The 18,518-nt window shown below is 44.7% G+C and carries 13 protein-coding genes; 7 read left to right on the forward strand and 6 right to left on the reverse strand.

What is annotated here, in order from left to right:
- The 4 genes from KI659_RS06245 to KI659_RS06260 all read left to right on the forward strand — a co-directional run bounded on the left by KI659_RS06245 (position 1) and on the right by KI659_RS06260 (position 7,028).
- A complete protein-coding gene (locus KI659_RS06245; RefSeq protein ID WP_213944500.1) occupies positions 1 to 1,074 on the forward strand; it encodes an efflux RND transporter periplasmic adaptor subunit in 1,074 nt (357 codons plus the stop codon).
- Positions 1,075 to 1,077: 3 nt separating this feature from the next.
- A complete protein-coding gene (locus tag KI659_RS06250) occupies positions 1,078 to 4,134 on the forward strand; it encodes an efflux RND transporter permease subunit (RefSeq protein WP_213944501.1) in 3,057 nt (1,018 codons plus the stop codon).
- Complete coding sequence (locus tag KI659_RS06255; RefSeq protein ID WP_213944502.1) at positions 4,134 to 5,471, forward strand: TolC family protein; 1,338 nt, start codon at positions 4,134 to 4,136, stop codon at positions 5,469 to 5,471. The genes KI659_RS06250 and KI659_RS06255 overlap by 1 nt, the downstream gene beginning before the upstream one ends.
- Positions 5,472 to 5,630: 159 nt before the next feature.
- A complete protein-coding gene (locus KI659_RS06260; RefSeq protein WP_317195930.1) occupies positions 5,631 to 7,028 on the forward strand; it encodes an MltF family protein in 1,398 nt (465 codons plus the stop codon).
- Here the strand turns inward: KI659_RS06260 and crtD are convergent.
- A complete protein-coding gene (crtD, locus tag KI659_RS06265; RefSeq protein ID WP_213944504.1) occupies positions 7,025 to 8,488 on the reverse strand; it encodes a 1-hydroxycarotenoid 3,4-desaturase CrtD in 1,464 nt (487 codons plus the stop codon). The two genes, KI659_RS06260 and crtD, sit on opposite strands and share 4 nt — an antisense overlap.
- A gap of 217 nt (positions 8,489 to 8,705) precedes the next feature.
- Here crtD and KI659_RS06270 point away from each other — a divergent pair, with 217 nt between their 5' ends.
- Together KI659_RS06270 and KI659_RS06275 are read left to right on the forward strand one after the other, a co-directional pair.
- Entirely contained in the window at positions 8,706 to 9,497 is a 792-nt protein-coding gene (locus tag KI659_RS06270; protein WP_213944505.1) for a hypothetical protein, read from the forward strand.
- Between the two features lie 179 nt (positions 9,498 to 9,676).
- Complete coding sequence (locus KI659_RS06275; RefSeq protein WP_213944506.1) at positions 9,677 to 10,810, forward strand: hypothetical protein; 1,134 nt, start codon at positions 9,677 to 9,679, stop codon at positions 10,808 to 10,810.
- A 251-nt stretch (positions 10,811 to 11,061) separates the two neighbouring features.
- Here the strand turns inward: KI659_RS06275 and KI659_RS06280 are convergent, their stop codons facing one another.
- From KI659_RS06280 to KI659_RS06295, 4 genes are all read right to left on the reverse strand, one after another.
- Positions 11,062 to 12,528: a glycine--tRNA ligase gene (locus KI659_RS06280; protein ID WP_213944507.1), complete on the reverse strand. Its 1,467-nt coding sequence runs from the start codon at positions 12,526 to 12,528 to the stop codon at positions 11,062 to 11,064.
- An 84-nt stretch (positions 12,529 to 12,612) separates the two neighbouring features.
- Entirely contained in the window at positions 12,613 to 13,074 is a 462-nt protein-coding gene (locus tag KI659_RS06285) for a Clp protease ClpB (protein ID WP_213944508.1), read from the reverse strand.
- A 61-nt stretch (positions 13,075 to 13,135) separates the two neighbouring features.
- Positions 13,136 to 13,510, reverse strand: a complete 375-nt coding sequence (locus tag KI659_RS06290) for a hypothetical protein (protein WP_213944509.1) — start codon at positions 13,508 to 13,510, stop codon at positions 13,136 to 13,138.
- Between the two features lie 177 nt (positions 13,511 to 13,687).
- Positions 13,688 to 15,877 (reverse strand): S9 family peptidase, encoded by a 2,190-nt coding sequence (locus tag KI659_RS06295; protein ID WP_213944510.1) that lies wholly within the window; start codon positions 15,875 to 15,877, stop codon positions 13,688 to 13,690.
- Between the two features lie 125 nt (positions 15,878 to 16,002).
- Between KI659_RS06295 and KI659_RS06300 the strand changes: the two genes are divergently transcribed.
- Positions 16,003 to 16,986 (forward strand): D-alanine--D-alanine ligase, encoded by a 984-nt coding sequence (locus KI659_RS06300; RefSeq protein ID WP_213944511.1) that lies wholly within the window; start codon positions 16,003 to 16,005, stop codon positions 16,984 to 16,986.
- A gap of 214 nt (positions 16,987 to 17,200) precedes the next feature.
- Here KI659_RS06300 and metK read toward each other — a convergent pair whose 3' ends face one another.
- Complete coding sequence (gene metK / locus KI659_RS06305; RefSeq protein WP_213944512.1) at positions 17,201 to 18,454, reverse strand: methionine adenosyltransferase; 1,254 nt, start codon at positions 18,452 to 18,454, stop codon at positions 17,201 to 17,203.
- Positions 18,455 to 18,518 lie beyond the last annotated feature (64 nt).

Raw genomic sequence — 18,518 nt, forward strand, 5'->3', positions numbered from 1 at the left:
ATGAATAGAAAAACGAAAATCACTTTAATTGTAGTCATTGTTTTAGTGATAGCGGGGCTGTTTTTTTACCCCAGATTAGAGATGTTTCAAGAGAGTGCCGACCCGGAAACCCAGGCGGCTGAAGGTCAGAGCAGCAATTTGCCCGTAAATGTGGTAGAGATAAGGCCTGAAAGACTGGAAAACAACCTGAACCTTACTGGTTCAATCATAGCCAATGAAATGGTAAGCCTAAGGCCAGAAATCTCTGGCTTGGTCGAAAGGGTCAATTTCAAGGAAGGCGAATACGTAAAGAAAGGCACCCCCTTGCTGTACCTCAACGATGATGAATTGAAGGCCCAGGCAGAAAGGTTGAATTACCAAAAAAAGCTTTTTGAAGGCCAAGAAAACCGTCAGCGGCAGCTTTTGGACAGGGAGGCAATTTCTCAGGAGGAATATGATATTGTCCTAAATCAGTTTAATACTAATGTAGCAGACATCCAGTTGATTGATGCCCAGCTTCGCAAAACGGTGATCAGGGCTCCTTTTGATGGAGTTTTGGGATTGAGGCAGGTTTCGGAGGGAAGCTTCATTAGTTCTTCAGACATGATAGCCAGCATAGTCAACATTGATCCCATTAAGATCGAGTTTTCTATCCCTGAGCGCTATGCCAACAGGGTGAAGACAGGTTCAAAAGTTCACTTCTCCACCAATGCCTCAGAAGGGGAGTCTGTGGGGACAGTGTATGCAATAGAACCAAACATAGATGCGGCTACCCGAACACTGAAGCTACGGGCCGAGAGTCCTAACCGGGAAAGACGGTATTTGCCGGGAATGTTTGTAAGGGTAAGGTTAAATCTAGATGTGCAGGAAAATGCTTTGATGGTTCCGGCAGAGTCCATTATTCCGGAGTTGGACGGTTATAAAGTCTTTGTGGCCAGAGATGGTGTAGTAGAGGAAGCTAGAGTTTCGATCGGTACCCGTACCGAAAGGAAAGTACAGGTATTGGAAGGGCTCAATGAAGGAGACCTGGTATTGACTACGGGAGTGTTGCAAGTAAGGACGGGAATGCCCGTAGAAGTCACAAAAATCAATTAAATCATGGCGAGCTTATCCACGATAAGTATTCAACGGCCGGTATTGGCCATAGTGCTTTCCCTGACAATTCTGTTGTTTGGGATAATAGGCATATCATTTTTAGGTGTGAGAGAGTATCCCAGCGTGGACCCTCCCGTGATCAACGTGCGCACCACCTATGTGGGTGCCAATGCCGACGTAATCGAAGCCCAAATTACCGAGCCCCTAGAAGAGGCCATTAACGGTATCTCTGGGATCAAATCCCTAACATCTACCAGTAACGACGGTACGAGTAACATCACCGTTGAATTTGATGTAGGGGGTGATCTGGAGGCAGCTGCGAATGATGTTCGGGACAAGGTTTCCGGCGCCCAGCGAAATCTCCCACCCGATGCAGATCCTCCGGTAGTTTCCAAAGCCGATGGGGATTCCCAGCCGATTGTGTTCCTGAATGTGCAGAGTGATAGAAGAAATCTTTTGGAACTCTCTGATCTTGCCAATAACATTTTCAAAGAAAGATTGCAGACCATTCCTGGGGTAAGTACGGTCCAGATCTGGGGAGAAAAGCAATATGCTATGCGGTTGCGGATGGATCCCTTGAGGATGGCTTCCTATGGGATCACTCCGACGGACGTGCTAAACACCGTGCAGAGTGAAAATGTGGAGCTTCCTTCCGGTAGAATTGAAGGGAGCTCTATTGAGCTTTCGGTTCGAACCAAAAGTAGACTTGCCACCCCGGATGAATTCAACCGCATGATCATCAAGGATGATGGGAATAACATCGTTCAGTTTCAGGATATTGGCCGGGCAGAGCTCGCGCCTCTCAATGAGCGGACTGTGTTGAAAAGGGACGGCATCCCTATGGTGGGGGTAGTACTAGTGCCGCTGCCGGGAAGTAATAATATTGAAATTGTAGATGAATTTTATAAGAGGCTTGCCTTTATAGAGAAAGACCTGCCTTCGGATGTGAAATTGGGAATCGGGTTTGATTCCACCAAATACATCCGCTCCTCTATTAGCGAAGTGCAGCAGACCATTTTCACCGCCTTTATTCTGGTGGTATTGATCATCTTCCTGTTTCTGAGGGATTGGAGGACTACCTTTATACCTGTGCTGACGATTCCGATTTCACTGATTGGGGTGTTCTTCATCATGTATTTGATGGATTTTTCCATCAATGTCTTGACCTTGCTTGGTATAGTTCTTTCCATCGGATTGGTGGTAGATGATGCCATTGTGGTGCTGGAGAATATTTATACCAGGATCGAGAAAGGGGAAAAACCCATGGCTGCGGCTATTAAGGGAGCAGAGGAGATTTTCTTTGCTGTAATTGCTACTACTGTAGCCTTGGCAGCGGTATTCTTGCCTGTAATTTTCCTGACGGGAACCACAGGTCGATTGTTTAGGGAGTTTGGAATCGTGGTGGCCGGAGCGGTGATTATTTCATCCTTTGTGGCCTTGACCATGACCCCAATGCTCAGTAGCCGATTGCTGCGCAAAAGAGACAAGCCCAACTGGATTTACCTGAAAACAGAGCCCATTTTTGTCTGGCTGAATGAGAAATATGAAAGAGCCTTGGTGGGCTTTATGAAAGTCAGATGGGTAGGATTTGTGATCATCGCCGGCATGGGTATTATCATCTATGCGCTTTTCAACACCATCCCCACAGAGTTAGCCCCAGTGGAAGACAGGGGTGAAATGAGGATAAACTTAAGTGGCCCCGAGGGTGCCACCTTTGGGTTTATGGACAGGGTAATCGATGAGCTTACCTTGGAGTTTGATGAGAAAATCCCTGAAAGATCTGGCTTTATATCCGTGACTTCCCCAGGCTTTGGTACTGCAAGTACGAATTCCGGTTTTATCCGAATAATGCTTACCGAGGCTACCGAGCGGGAGCGCACCCAGCAGGAGGTTTTCGATCAGGTCTCCGGTATATTAAAGAACAAGACGGCCGTGCGGGCCTTTGCCACCCAACCCCAATCTATCGGGGATAGAAGGGGTGGACTGCCGGTGCAGTTTGTAATTCAGGCCCAGACATTGGAAAAACTCAAGGAAGTGATCCCTGAATTCATGAACAGGGTGAATGACAGTGAGGTTTTCAGCTTTTCCGATATCAACTTAAAGTTTACCAAACCTGAAATTGAAGTAGAGATTGACAGAGAAAAGGCGCGAAACATCGGAGTTTCGGTCCAGGAAATCGCCAGAGCGCTTCAGCTCTCTTATTCGGGGCAGCGTTTTGATTATTTCATCATGAACGGTAAGCAATATCAAGTGGTGGGCGAAATGCAGTTAGAAGACAGGAATGACCCGATTGATCTTCAAACGCTGTATGTTAGATCCTCCAATGGGGACTTGGTTCAGTTGGATAACCTGGTAAGCATCACCGAAAGAAGCACGCCACCCCAGCTTTATCGATTCAACCGTTTTGTAAGTGCGACCGTATCTGCGGGGCTTGCCCCTGGATATACCATCGGATCCGGATTGGATGAAATGGACATAATTGCTGCTGACGTTTTGGATGAAAGCTATAGTACTGATGTGGAAGGCCTTTCCAAAGAATTCAGGGAGAGTTCAAACAGTTTGATCTTTGCCTTCGTGTTTGCGCTGGTATTGATCTATTTGGTCCTTTCCGCCCAATTTGAAAGCTTCCTTGATCCATTGACCATCATGTTTACCGTACCGCTGGCCCTATGTGGTGCGTTGGTATCGCTGTGGATGTTTGATTTTACCCTAAATATTTTCAGCCAGATCGGAATAATTATGCTCATTGGACTGGTGACTAAAAACGGGATCCTGATTGTGGAATTTGCCAACCAGCGGAAAGCACAGGGTATGACCGTATATGAATCAATCGTGGGAGCAGCAGGGGCGAGATTCAGGCCGATTCTGATGACCAGTCTTTCCACTATTCTGGGGATTCTTCCTATCGCACTGGCCTTGGGAGCAGGAGCTGAGAGCCGTGTGCCTATGGGTGTGGTGGTAATTGGGGGTATGGCCTTTTCAACCATTTTGACCCTATTTGTAATCCCTGCAGTATATACATATTTGACATCTAAAGAAGGTAGATTAGCCAGAGTTTGATGAATAAATCTTTTTATTTGGCGCTTGCGCTATTGATTATTGGTTTTCCGGCTTTTTCCCAAGATCAGGAAAGGGAAAAGCTAGATTTTGAGAAAGCAATTGAATTGGGATTAGATAACAACTTCCAAGTTAAAATTGCTATCAACGAAACCGAAATTGCAGAATACGACCGCCTGTTGGGGCAGAGTCTTTTGCTTCCTAGTTTAGATGCTACTTATACAGGAACATATAGAAATGAAGATACTGAACAGAGGTTTTTTTCTGAACCTGATCCAAGAATAATACCTGGTGCTCAAACCTACAACCGAAACTTTACCATGGCCACGATTTATGGCTTCAGGCCTGAAGCGGTGGTGGCTTTGAAAAGGTTGGGCAAACTGGCCGAAGTGACTGACTTGGAAGCCAAGGTGGTGATTGAAAACACCGTGGCCACTATTGCCACCTCTTACTACAGGCTTGTTTTGGAGTTGCAGCGCTATGATGTGTTGAGCAAGGCTCTTGAATTGTCTGAAGAGCGATTGGATATAGCAAGAGCTCAATATGAGTTTGGGCAGGCATCAAAAAGGGACTTCTTGGCTGCCCAAGTCGATTACAATGCGGATTTGGCAGCACTTGTAAACCAGGAGCAGATTATAGAAACAACTAGAATTAACCTGAATGAGATTTTGGCCATAGATCCCGATGTACAGTTTGTGGTAAATGATACGATTACCATTCAGGAAAACATCAGATTGGGTGATTTGGTGGAAAATGCCTACACGGATAACAAGCAGCTTTTGGCAACCCAAAGAATGGAAAACGTTGCGTATCTCCAATTAAGGGAGGCAAGAGCAGCTAGATTACCTTATTTAACTATTACTGGTGCTTATAATAATTCAATTATGGAATCAGATGCTGGATTCTTGGCAGAAAACAGGGTTGACGGTTTTACTGCCGGTGCCACCGTTGGAATCAACCTGTTTAGCGGTTTTGCCCTGAATAGGCGCATCCAGCAGGCTAGGGTCCAGCAAAGAAACCAGCAGTTTGCCGTGGAGCAATTTGAGATCCAGATGAAGTCAGATCTACACCGTTCTTATAATATCTATACTAATACCAAGCGCCTTTTGGAGATCGAGAGGGAGAACTATGAAGTAGCCGTGGAAAACTCCGAGATAGCCTTGGAAAGGTTTAGATTGGGAATTGCCAGTTACCTTGAATTTAGGGATGCCCAGGTCAACAGGCTGCAGGCCGAGAGCCGATTGATCGAGGCTGTGTATAATATAAAAGAGTCAGAAATCGAGTTGATGCGGCTCTCGGGGAAAATTTATTTTCAGAATCCCCAAGAGACAATTTACTAAAATGAAAAACCCGTTGAAATCTAAAATCAGCGGGTTTTTTAATATTATTAGGTGAACTCTGATTACGCAAAATAAAATTAGCACAATATTTGATTTTTGGTGGATTGCTTTGTTATTGCTAATATTGCAACGGACCAAAGCCTGAAATTCAGGATGCGTATGAGATTACTCACAAGAGTCATTATATTTTTGTTGTCCACTGTCGCCCTGCTGAGCTGCAAAAAACAGCACGTAGAAAAGCAGGTTGATTTTTGGGAAAATACGGTGGAATTGGATTTGGACGAGATCAAAAAGCGGGGCTTCATCCGCGCCATCGTCGACAACACCTCTACAAGTTACTACATCTACAGAGGCCGCAGGATGGGCTATGAGTATGAAATGCTGCGTAACCTTTCCAAGGATCTGGGTGTAAATTTAAAAATCTTCGTGGCCTCTGACATAGATGAGGCTTTCAGGAAACTGAACGAGGGGAAGGTGGATATCATTGCCATCAATCTCGAAAAGACCGCAGATCGCACCGACTTGGCCTCATTCACCAAGGCCACCAATGAAATCCGTACCGTGCTTGTTCAGCGCAATGGGGAGGAGGGTACGGTTCAGGACCTGAAGGATTTGGAAGGAAGAACGGTTCATGTGCGTGAAGGAGCTGTGTACAAAAAGCAACTTCAGATGTGGAAAGACAGCCTGCAGCTAGATTTTAGGATTAAGGAGATGCCTTACGATTCAGAAGGATTGGTGAACCTGGTAGTTCAAAAAGATATTGATTTCACCGTAGTGGATGAAGATGTGGCCAGCGTAAATTCCAACTATTACCCCCAGCTGGATGTATCCTTGGAAATCAGCCCTGCCAGCAAGGTGGGCTGGGCGGTAAGATCCAACTCCACCAAACTGTTGGCCGGAGTAAACAAGTGGTTGACCACTTTTAACAAATCCTCCTATCAGGCCATTCTCTACGATAAGTATTTTGTCAACAAAACCAATAGTTATTTCCGAAGCAACAGCCCCTTTTCCTCTATCAGCGGGAATAGAATCTCCGCATATGATGAAATGATCAAAAAAGCCGCTGAAGGAATCGGCTGGGATTGGCGCCTTTTGGCAGCTTTGATTTTCAAGGAATCCCGATTCGATACCGAGGCAATATCCTATGCTGGTGCTTCTGGCCTTTTGCAGCTCATGCCGGTGACTTTGGAGCGCTTCGGGGTGTCAGACCCTAACGATCCATTTGAAAGCCTTATGGGCGGCGTAAACTACCTCAAGTACCTGGATAAGTATTGGCAAAAGCGGGTACCGGAAGTCAATGAGCGAATCAAGTTTATCCTGGCTTCCTATAATGTAGGCCATGGCCATGTGGATGATGCCTGGAGACTTGCCCTTAAAGACGGCTATAATCCAAGCGAATGGGATAATGTCGCCATCTTTCTGAAGCAGAAGTCCAATCCAGAAATTTACCGCGACCCGGTGGTGAAGAGTGGCTACGCCAAAGGACATTTGGCGGTAAATTACGTGGAAGACGTATACGGGCTATTTGAAAGCTATAAGGTTCTTGTGGAACCTTAAGCAATCATTTCACTCATAATTTTAGCAGAAAGTAGACAAAGCGGTATGCCCCCACCGGGGTGTACCGAACCCCCGCAGAAATAAAGATTTTTGATTTCGGAGGAATAGTTGGCGTGCCGCAGAAAAGCCGCATATTTATTGTTGGAGCTATTCCCATAAAGAGCCCCCTGTGCCGAGGAAGTTTTGCTTTCTATGATTCTTGGGTCTACAATTTCCTCTACCTCTATGAGAGCCTCTATATCGGTTTTTAAGGTGCGGTTTATTTTTTGGATCACATTCTTCCTTGCCTCTGAAATCAGCTCATCCCAATCCTGCCCTTGATTATTGGGCACGTTAATCATTGTAAACCAGTTCATGCACCCCTTAGGAGCATCATCGGCCTTGTAAATGGAGGTGATGTTGATGTAGACTGTGGGGTCTTCATAGATGGATTTCTTTTTGAATATATGGTCAAATTCCTCTTTATAATTTTGGCTGAAAAGGATGTTGTGAAGGTCGAGTTCAGGAAAATGCTGCTTGATTCCCCAGTAGAAAATCATGGCAGAGCTTGATTTGGGCTGTTCGAGAAGCTTTTTGGGTTGCTTTTGGTCTTTGAGGATGGTTTTGTAGGCATTGACCATGTCCATATTGTTCACCACCAGGTCTGCCTTATGCTCTTTTCCTGCCACCACTACCCCATTGGCGATGCCTTTTTCCACCAGTACTTTTTCCACTGGACTGTCAAATTGAAAATTCACCCCAATATCGACTGCCAGCTTATAAAGGCTGGCGGTGATGTCATGCATGCCTTTTTTGGGAAAATATGCCCCCTTGTTAAACTCCAGGTGGGGAATGATATTCAACGTGGCTGGTGTCTGGTAAGGGTCTGAGCCATTATAGGTAGCATAGCGGTTGAAGAGCTGGACCAGCTTTTGGTTGTCAAACTGTTTGGCATTGGCCCCGTTCATGGTGTCAAACAGGCCTAGTTTGTTGAGCTGGAAGTAGCTTTTGAGGGCATCCCCATTTGTCCAGGTATTCACTTTGTGGAGGGATCTGTGCATGAATAAAGGTGCAAGCCTCTCATAGAGGTAAGCGGAGTGTTGCAGGTTGCTCTTGACCTTTTTGGCCGGCTCGCCCAGCTTGGTTTCCACCTCTTCGGCAAACTTATCGGTATTGGCGTAGGCATGCAGCTTTTGACCGTCTTCCCAGAAGTAATGGCAATTGACAGGCAGCCGTACATATTCGAAATAATCTTTTGGATCCCTACCCGTGATCTTAAACAGTTCGTCAACTTCTTCCGGCAGGGTAAAAAGCGAGGGGCCAAAATCAAATCGGTATTCCCCGAGGTGAAATTCGGAAAGCTTGCCTCCCGCAAAACTGTTGGACTCAAAAACTTGTACACGGAAACCTTTGGTTTGTAGTCTGATGGCGGCCGCTAATCCCGCAATTCCAGATCCTATTACTATGGATTTTTTACTCATGATGACATAACATGGATTTTTTTTTTCTGTTCGAAAAACTTGCGAATTAGCACATTCCCAATAGAAATTCTAAATAATTCAAGATAAATGATAGAGAAATTTAATTTAACCTATTTAGGTGTATATACTTGAAAATACGTCTTAAATAAAAATAAATGCATTTGATATTGACAAATAAGTTTTTGATCATATATTTGAGCCATAATTCTTTGAGATAATGATTAAAAATAACCTTATCAGACTGCAGAAGGGATTTCTGGCACTGATGTCCGTATCGCTACTTTTTGCTTGTAGCCAAGTTGATTCGTTTGAAGCTGAAGACATGTCCGTATTGAGATCTTCTGCTATTGTTCAGGAAGCATGTTTTGAAGGTAACGTGTCTTCTGCCGTTACATTCAGTGGTGCTTACCAAAACAAGCAGACCGTAAGCTTAAATGTAAGCAATGATACTGAGTTTGTTTACCTTGACTTTACCAGCAGCACTGCTATCCTTTACATCAACGGTGAAAGAGTAAACAAAAAGAATGGTGCTCACGCTATGAAAGTAACCCACGAGGAATTTGCTTCCATGAAAACTTTTGAAGTAAGAAGAACCGGTGAGGGCCACGGTGCCTGTGCTCCAGGTAACTGCTTGGTGCTAGATGCGAGTGCTTACCAGATCGTGATGCCATGCGATGACAATGGCTGTGAAGATAGCCTAACTGTAGAAAGAAACGGTGATGTGTTTACTTTCACTTTGATCCCGTCAGAAACGGAGGAAAACGGCAGAATAACCATGACACTTGCTCAAAGTGTAGCATATAAGTCCATGGATGGTAAAGCTTGGAGCTCCAGAAACGGTGGCAACGCTATCGAGTGGAACGGAGCCCTGACTGCCTGTGAGCCGATTACGTTTGAGCTTGAGCTCATCGGTGATTGCGGTGCCAACCTTGCCACTACTTTCAATGTAAAAGGTGACGGAAATCTTTTGAACCAAGCAGGAAGATCAGTGATTAAAACTTGCGAATAATAATAAACCACACAAACCCATACACTTTGAACCTGCTCCTTAATTGGGGCAGGTTTTTTATTTTGATTAGAAAATTCGACTGTTGGTTAGCGATTTTGCAATGGTTCTTGGATAGGGTTGATATAATCATTCTTGCAAAATAATACATAAAAATGGATTTTGAATAAAAATAATTGCAGTTGAGCTTGTTTGTTCAGGATTTATTCATATTTTTAACCCATTATTATTCTTTAATAATATTCTTTGAAAACATGATAAGAAACACTTTTATCAGTATGCAGAAGGGATTTCTGACGCTGATGTCCGCCGCGCTACTTTTTTCGTGTAGCAATGTTGAAACTTTTGAGGCTTCGGACCTTAAAGAGGCTCAGGAAGCAATTGCAGTAAAATTTAACACTACTGATGCAAATTTGAGGGTTGGAACAGGTTACAATGCTTGTGGTACACCTATGATTCGAGATTTGATAGTTGGACAGAGCCAATCTGTTGGTAAAGTTGCAGTTTTCAACGATAATGAAAAATTCTATGTTACGGTAAGTATAACTGAGAGTAATTGGTTTATCCATAAAATCCATGGTTTATTTGGCCAAGCTGAGACTGACTTCTTAGCGGATCCTAGAGGTAAACAAAAGAAAGGGATCATCAATCCCGCACCTGGTCAATTTCCCATCAAAGAATCTATCACACCTGACTACACTGATGCTAATCAGGAATATACTTTTGAGTTAGAAATAGGGGAAAAATTAATAAAAGCTGGCGAGTTTGATATAGCGGTACATGCAGAGCTTATTCATGTAACTAAATTTAACGAAGAAATGACGGAAGCTCTTGAGTATAAGAAAGAATCTGCATGGGGACAGGGGAGAAGATTTAACCCAGAAGGTGTAGGTAATTGGTCTATGTATATGTCTTATGAAATCCAACCCTGTGATGTTGCCTGTACTGATACATGGTTTAGAAGTGTAACTAGAAATAATAATGGAGAAGGTATACTAGATTTTGAGTCTGATAAGTTTGAATTAATGGATGGTTCAAATGTTGTTGGACAAGCTGTTTATCAAAGAAGTAGAACAAATACGGGGCCTGGTGATGCGATTTATAAAGTTGATGTAACATTCACCGTTTTGGACCCTGCCTATTCCTTCGATGAGTGGGGAGCATTCTATAGTAGTTCTGCCATTTTGGAATTGGAAAGAGATGATTTCGATGATATAAGAATGACTGAAACTGGAGGGACTGTTACATTTACTAACATAACAGGCTCCAGCTATTATCTTGGTTTGTATGCTAAAATTACAGGAAAATGTAAATAAAATAAAAAGGATATAATAAAAAGCCCAGGAAGATCTCCTGGGCTTTTTTTATCATTTTGCTTCCCTTCGGATTCACTCAGCTTCCTTTGTCACGTCCTAAATTTTCTAAATTCTTATATTTTCCGAGAAGGAGCTCTGAGAACCTCCTTTTAAAACTCTGCGAAACTCTCCCGATCTGCGAAAAGCTCCTCGGGACAAGCTGTGTCTCTTTGAATTTTTCTTTCATCAGTCATCTCATCGTCGGATTTTCTTTAAATCCTCTCAAAAACCCTCCTAAAGCTACAAGCCTCCCCAAGCTTACCATGCAGCTCGCTGATGGCAACTCGCTCCTGTTCGGTGGTGTCGCGGTGACGGATGGTGACGGTGTTGTCTTCCAGGGTCTGGTGATCCACGGCGATACAGAATGGGGTCCCGATCAAGTCCTGACGGGTATAGCGCTTTCCGATGGATGCGGCCTCTTCATAGATGATGTTGAAATCATACTTCAGAGCATCCACAATTTCCTTGGCTTTTTCTGGTAGGCCATCCTTTTTGGTCAAAGGCAAAATAGCAGCCTTCACCGGAGCGATGGCCGGGTGGAATTTCAGGTAAGTTCTGGACTTTCCATCCTTTTCCTCCTCCACAAAGGCATTGCAAAGCGTCATCAAAAATAACCTGTCCGCACCGATCGAAGTCTCAATCACATAAGGAATGTAGTTTTGATTCACCTCAGGATCGAAATACTGCTGCTTTTTCTTGCTGAACTCCTGGTGTTGCTTCAGGTCAAAGTCAGTACGGGAGTGAATACCCTCTACCTCTTTGAACCCAAATGGGAAATCGTACTCGATATCCATGGCTGCATTGGCATAATGGGCAAGCTTCTCATGGTCGTGGGTTCTGATTTTAGACTCAGGAATCCCCAGGGCTTTGTGCCACTTAACCCTGGCTTCGGCCCACTGCTGGTACCACTCCATTTCGCTGCCTGGGCGAACAAAGAATTGCATCTCCATTTGCTCAAATTCTCGCATACGGAAAATGAACTGGCGGGCCACGATTTCATTTCTAAAAGCCTTTCCGATCTGGGCGATACCGAAAGGCACCTTCATTCTGGCTGTTTTCTGTACATTCAGGAAGTTTACAAAAATCCCCTGGGCGGTTTCAGGTCTTAGGTAGATCGTCGAGCTATCCTCTGCCACCGAACCCACCTGTGTAGAAAACATCAAGTTGAACTGTCTCACCTCTGTCCAGTTGCTGGTACCGGAGATAGGGCAGTTGATTTCCTCATTGATGATCAGGTCTCTTACACCCGCTAAATCTTCGGCTTCAAGCAGTCGGCCCATAGCGGCCAAAAGCTGCTGGGCTTCTTCCAGCTTGCCCTCCTTTTCCAGTCTGGCTGCCTTTTCCTCGATCAACACATCGGCACGGTAGCGCTTTTTGCTATCCTTATTGTCAATCATGGGGTCGTTGAAGCTATCCACGTGGCCTGAAGCTTTCCAGGTAGTAGGATGCATGAAGATGGAGGAGTCGATTCCGACTACATTATCGTTAAGTCTGGTCATGGTTTCCCACCACAGGCGCTTGAGGTTGTTTTTCAGCTCCACCCCGTATGCCCCGTAATCATACACAGCCTGAAGGCCGTCGTAGATTTCAGAAGAAGGGTAGACAAATCCATACTCCTTTGCATGGGCGATGATATCTTTCAGTTGAGCGATTTCTTGTGTTTGTTCTTGTTTTGCCATAGGTACAAAAATAGGTAAAAACGTATAGTTATCAATTTTAAAATGGAAGAGATGCGCCGGGGCGGCCAAAGATGGGATGATAGATTAGCTCCTAAGCTTTCGGAAAAACAAAACTCCAAATACTAAAGTGGTAATGAAGAAAATCAGGGTGGTCCATTCATAGGTGCGCTTGTCCTCTCTTTTTTCTTGGACAGAGTTTTCCATATCGGCCAAAGCTCTTTTTAATCGGCCAATGTCCTGTTCCTGCTTTTGGGCAATATATTTATAATCATCCTTTTCGTGGATGACTTCTACCCGTTGAATTTCTCCCAGCATCTTGAGCTCGTTCATGATTTGGTTGTCCTTTTGGATGATGCGTTCCATCCACTCGTTGGTCTGGATCATGTCCTTTTTGGTGCGGTTGCCAAATATGCCTGATTTTTGGCCTTCAGACTCCCTCCATTGCTGGTGTAATTGCTCTCTTTCTTGGACTAGGCGGTTGAGTTTTTCCTGAGCCATGCCCAAAAAGGGTAGGGTAATCAATAGTAGGGTAAGGATTGTTTTCATAAAATAAATAAAGGGCATTCGTATCAATGCCCTTGCTCAAAAATTATGCCCTTCAAAATCCTTATTTGAATTTCAGGCGTTTTTTGGCACGGGGTTGTACTCGTCTTACCCGCTTGTTGGAAATGTAGAAATTGTACACAAAATTAATGGAAAGCACGGTGACAGTAAGGGTAGGGAAAAAGGCAGGAAGCATGCTTTTTATTCCCAGTAGAATCATCAAACTGGCCAGCAAGCCTAATTTATAGGAAGTGTGGGCCTCGGAGTGGATTTTCCTGCCTGCCCATAGGCTGAAGGCTTCCAGAAAAGCCACCACCAAAATCAGGTAGGTCAATAAGTCTTTAGTCTGCAGAGTGCCCATCACTGTGGCCCATACGGCAATGGAAACCACCAGCACAAAGCTTAGGGTGTGGATGTAAGTGTGGAATTTGGTGTTCATGGTGTAAGTGGTTATAAGGTTAGAGGTTTAAATTAATAAATTATCATTTGATATTCAATTTTGTGCAAATGAAATATTGCAAATTTTAAAGTGCTATAAGGAAAGATTCTGCTTTAAACAAAAAAAGAACCCCATTAAAAGGTTCTCTTTAACACATTATTTTTTAAATCAAAGTAATCAAAGCTTTCTCTTGATGAAATCAGTCATCATGTTGTACAAATGCCAAGTGGTATTGCCACCATAGATTCCGTGGTTGCGGTTGGGGTAGTAGAATGACTCAAACTGCTTGTCGGCACCTATGAGGGCATCTACCAAGTCCACTGCATTTTGGAAATGCACGTTGTCATCCCCCGTACCGTGGATCAACAAATAATTGCCCTCCATTTTGTCCACATGGTTGATGGGACTAAAGTCGTCATAACCTTCAGGGTTTTCCTGAGGGGTCTGCAGGTATCTTTCGGTATAGATGGTGTCATAATATCTCCATGTAGTCACAGGAGCCACGGCAATGGCGGCCTTGAAAACATCGTTGCCCTGCATCAGGGCCAAGCTTGACATGTATCCACCATATGACCAGCCCCAAATACCGACTCTGGAGGCATCCACAAACGGTAGGCTTGCCAGGTGTTTAGCACCGGCAATTTGGTCCTCGGTCTCATGCTTGCCAAGTTGGGCATAAGTAACATGCTTGAAATCACGGCCTCTGGCTCCGGTCCCGCGGTTATCCACACAGGCCACTATATAACCTTCAGTGGTGAGGTAGGCATGCCAGAAGTCTCTCACACCTCCCCAGCTGTTGGTCACATTCTGCGAACCGGGGCCTCCATATACATACATCAAAACCGGATATTCCTTGCTCTCGTCAAAGTTTACCGGCTTGATGATATAACCATTCAAAGTAGTGCCATCGACAGTTTGAAAGTCAAAAAACTCCTTGCTTGGCATGGCCGTGTTTTCCAGTTTGTCACGCAAGTCCTGGTTGTCTTCCAGCACTTTCAGTTCCTTGCCGCTTGACTGATTTAATGTTACGATAAGGGGAGAATCAGCCGTGGAGTGGTATTTCACGAAGTATTTAAAATCACGGCTCATGTTTACCCTATGCGTGCCTTCTTCAGGGGTTAGCAGTTTTTTTCCTTTACCGTTAAGGTTGATGACATAAAGGTGTCGCTCCATTGGGGATTTTTCGGTGGAGATAAAATAGATCTTGCCGTTTTTCTCATCCACGCCCACCATTTGGGTCACTTCCCAATCGCCGGATGTGATCTGGCGGATTTCTTTTCCTTTACTGTCATGGTGATAAATGTGCTTGAAACCATCCTTCTCACTGGTTCGGATAAAGCCTTTGTTGTTTTCCAAGAAAAGCAGGTTGTCATTGTAATCCATGTCCACATAAGTGTCAGCGGTCTCCGTGAGGATTACCTCGCTGCCGCCAGTTTTGGCATCGGCATAGAAAAGGTCCAGCTGATTTTGAAGTCTGTTTAGCCTCAAGAATGCCAAGGTATTGTTCTGCCCCGTCCAGTAGATTCTTGGTAGATAGATATCGCTTTCCTCACCGGCATCCATCTTAGCGGTTTTTTCCTCCTCCAGGTCATACACATGAATGCTGACATCAGAGTTTTTCTCACCGGCTTTAGGATATTTGAATACATAGTCCTGGGGATATAGCTCGCCCCACACCTGCATGTTGAATTCAGGGACCTCACTTTCGTCAAATCTGATGAAAGCTATTTTCTTTCCGTCAGGCGACCAATCAAAAGCCTTGGCCATGGAGAATTCCTCCTCATACACCCAGTCAGCGGCACCGTTGATGATTTCGTTGTCTTTCCCGTCGTGGGTGATCTGGGTGGTCTGGTTGGTGGAAAGATCTGTCCAGGACAGGTTGTTGTCTTTTACAAAAGCCACTTTGGTGTTGTCCGGAGAAAGGGTGGCATACCCGATCTTTTCACCATCCATGAGCACCTGCTTCTCCCCAGAGGCAAGGTCCACTACATGGAAGACGGCTTTGGAGGATCTTCTGTAGATTCTTTCGATATCTGATTCAATGAGGGCTTTGGTTTCCTCTTTGTTAAGGGAAAAATTGGCGAAACTCACCTCGAGCTTGGCCCCGTCGAGCAATGTTTCCTCCTCTTCGCCGGTAGTGATATTCATCTTGACTACTCTCGGGTAGCCTCCCTTGCGGGTAAGGGATGTGTAATATTGGCCATCCTTCATCCAATTGATGCCCGTGACAGACTGTTGGCTGAATCTGGCATCTTTAAAAACGTCTTCCAACGTGATCTGCTTTTTCTCTTGAGCCTGTGTGGAAAAGCCGGCCAACAAAAATAGCAGCCCCATCAGCAGGGGGTATGCGGTTCTTTTATCGTACATAGGGTTTGTTAAATGAATTTCGGCTACAATATAATAAATATGGGGGAAGTGGGGGGTGTTTTTTATATGGATGACCTTGCGCTTTCCAAAATCCCCTTTAATTTTAACTTCCAAATGAAAGGTCTATGAAAAAGAAGATTGCCTTGGTCACGGGAGGCTTTACCGGTGAGTCTGTCATATCCATCAAAAGTGCCACTGTAGTGGAAAAAACTATCGACAGAGACAAATATGACGTATTTAAGATCCTGATCTACCCGGGCGACTGGTATCATGAAAGTCCTTCGGGAGAAAAATATCCCGTGGATCTGAATGATTTTTCCATCCAGGTGGAAGGGCAGAAAATCTCCTTTGATGGCGTATTCAATATTCTGCACGGTTCTCCCGGAGAGGATGGCAAGCTGGCCGGATATTTTGATATGATAGGCCTGCCCTACACGACCTGCGATGCGATGACCTCGGCCATCACCATGAACAAGGGCTACACAAAAGCCATCGTGGATGACATCCCAGAACTGAACGTGGCCAAATCCCTACAGCTTTTTGCCAACAGTCCGGCAAATACCCAGCGGGTGAAGGATGAGCTAAGTATGCCCCTGTTCATCAAGCCCAACAATGGGGGAAGCTCCATTGGTATGAGTAAGGTAAAAACAGAAGAGGAACTTCAGGAGGCATTGGATAAGGCTTTTGCAGAAGATAAACAGGTGTTGGTTGAGGAGTTTGTTTCTGGAAGGGAGTTTTCGATTGGGATTTATACCGCCAAAGGGGTAACCACCGTACTCCCGGCTACTGAAATTGTGAGCAGCAAGGAGTATTTTGACTTTGAGGCCAAATACACGGCAGGTGTGACGGAAGAGATCACCCCTGGACGTATGAATGAGGAAGAAGTGGAGCGCGTGAGAAGAATAGTGGCAAAGGCTTATGAAAAGTTAAATTGCAAAGGGGCGGTGAGGATTGACTACTTTTTGGAGCATGAAACCGGAAAGTTTTTCTTCATTGAGATAAACACGGTGCCCGGCCAAACCGAAACCAGCTTGATTTCCCAACAGGTGAGGGCCATTGGCAAAGAGGTGAAAGAATTTTATACAGAATTGATTGAGGAGATGTTTTAAGAGACAGAAGACCGAAACGGTATAAAAACCACTTCGCGGAAAGAAATGGGACACAGACCTGCCTGCGCAGGCAGGGTTCCGCTGAGTTTTAACGGAGTTTCGCAGAGTTCCTTTTTCACGGCCAAATCTAGGACCTGAAACCTGAGGATAAAAGCGTGAAAAAATAAAAAGAGCGGCTAATTTGCCGCTCTTTTTTTATAAGTCAGTTTTAGTCTTAAAGACCAAACTCCTTTTTGATTTTATCAACAAAATCCAGCTTTTCCCAAGTAAACAATTCCACATCCAAGGTGATGGAAGAGCCATCAGGGGAGAAGAATTTTTTGGTCACTACTTCGCTTTCCCTACCCATGTGGCCGTAAGCGGCTGTTTCCTCATAAATGGGGTTTCTCAACTTCAAGCGTTGCTCAATGGCATAAGGCCTCATGTCAAAGATAGATTCTATTTTCTTGGCTATTTCGCCATCAGTCATATCCACTTTGGCAGTGCCATACGTGTTGATATAGATCGCCATTGGCTGAGCCACACCGATTGCATAGGAAACCTGTACCAATACCTCGTCTGCAAGTCCCGCAGCAACCATGTTTTTGGCGATATGCCTGGTGGCATAAGCTGCTGAACGGTCAACTTTTGAAGGATCTTTACCGGAGAATGCGCCTCCGCCGTGGGCACCTTTTCCACCGTAGGTATCCACGATGATTTTTCTGCCCGTCAATCCCGTATCACCATGCGGTCCACCGATTACAAACTTACCGGTAGGGTTGATGTGATATTTGATGTTGTCGGTGAAAAGTTTCTGGAGATCTGGAGTCAACTGGTTTTTAACCCTTGGGATCAAAATGTTGATGATGTCCTGCTTGATCTTCTCGAGCATTTCCTTTTCTTCAGCAAAGTCATCGTGCTGCGTAGAAACCACAATGGCTTCAATGCGTTGAGGCACGTTGTCGTCGCTGTATTCAATGGTCACCTGAGCCTTAGAATCTGGTCTCAAATAGGTGATTTCCTTATTTTCTCTCCTCAGGGCAGCCAATTCTTTGAGCAACCTATGAGAAATATCCAGCGCCAAAGGCATATAGTTTTCGGTTTCCTTGGTAGCATAACCGAACATCATCCCCTGGTCACCCGCACCTTGCTCCTCTGGAGTAGTACGATCCACCCCTTGGTTGATGTCGGGAGACTGCTCGTGGATGGCCGAAAATACACCACAGCTGTTTCCGTCAAACATATATTCACCCTTGGTATAACCAATTCGGTTGATTACATCTCTGGCGATTTTTTGTACATCTAGGTAGGTTTCGGATTTGACCTCTCCGGCAAGTACTACCTGTCCGGTGGTTACCAAAGTCTCACAGGCGACTTTGGATCTGGGGTCAAATGCTAAGAAGTTGTCGATTAGTGCGTCGGAAATTTGATCCGATATCTTATCCGGATGTCCTTCAGAAACAGACTCCGAGGTGAATAAATAAGGCATATATCTATTTTTAAACTTCGATTTTAAAAGGTTATAAAACTAAATCTTCGGTGGGAAATAAAAA

Origin of the sequence: Litoribacter ruber, from assembly GCF_018449405.1 — a bacterium.
Classification (GTDB): Bacteria; Bacteroidota; Bacteroidia; order Cytophagales; family Cyclobacteriaceae; genus Litoribacter; species Litoribacter ruber.

Bases quoted from the DNA above. Each gene is read 5' to 3' on its own strand.
- KI659_RS06270 (WP_213944505.1), top strand. From the start codon at position 8,706: ATGATTAAAAATAACCTTATCAGACTGCAGAAGGGATTTCTGGCACTG.
- metK (WP_213944512.1), bottom strand. From the start codon at position 18,454: ATGCCTTATTTATTCACCTCGGAGTCTGTTTCTGAAGGACATCCGGAT.
- KI659_RS06295 (WP_213944510.1), bottom strand. From the start codon at position 15,877: ATGTACGATAAAAGAACCGCATACCCCCTGCTGATGGGGCTGCTATTT.
- KI659_RS06285 (WP_213944508.1), bottom strand. From the start codon at position 13,074: ATGAAAACAATCCTTACCCTACTATTGATTACCCTACCCTTTTTGGGC.
- crtD (WP_213944504.1), bottom strand. From the start codon at position 8,488: ATGAGTAAAAAATCCATAGTAATAGGATCTGGAATTGCGGGATTAGCG.
- KI659_RS06300 (WP_213944511.1), top strand. From the start codon at position 16,003: ATGAAAAAGAAGATTGCCTTGGTCACGGGAGGCTTTACCGGTGAGTCT.
- KI659_RS06260 (WP_317195930.1), top strand. From the start codon at position 5,631: ATGAGATTACTCACAAGAGTCATTATATTTTTGTTGTCCACTGTCGCC.
- KI659_RS06250 (WP_213944501.1), top strand. From the start codon at position 1,078: ATGGCGAGCTTATCCACGATAAGTATTCAACGGCCGGTATTGGCCATA.
- KI659_RS06245 (WP_213944500.1), top strand. From the start codon at position 1: ATGAATAGAAAAACGAAAATCACTTTAATTGTAGTCATTGTTTTAGTG.
- KI659_RS06280 (WP_213944507.1), bottom strand. From the start codon at position 12,528: ATGGCAAAACAAGAACAAACACAAGAAATCGCTCAACTGAAAGATATC.
- KI659_RS06290 (WP_213944509.1), bottom strand. From the start codon at position 13,510: ATGAACACCAAATTCCACACTTACATCCACACCCTAAGCTTTGTGCTG.
- KI659_RS06255 (WP_213944502.1), top strand. From the start codon at position 4,134: ATGAATAAATCTTTTTATTTGGCGCTTGCGCTATTGATTATTGGTTTT.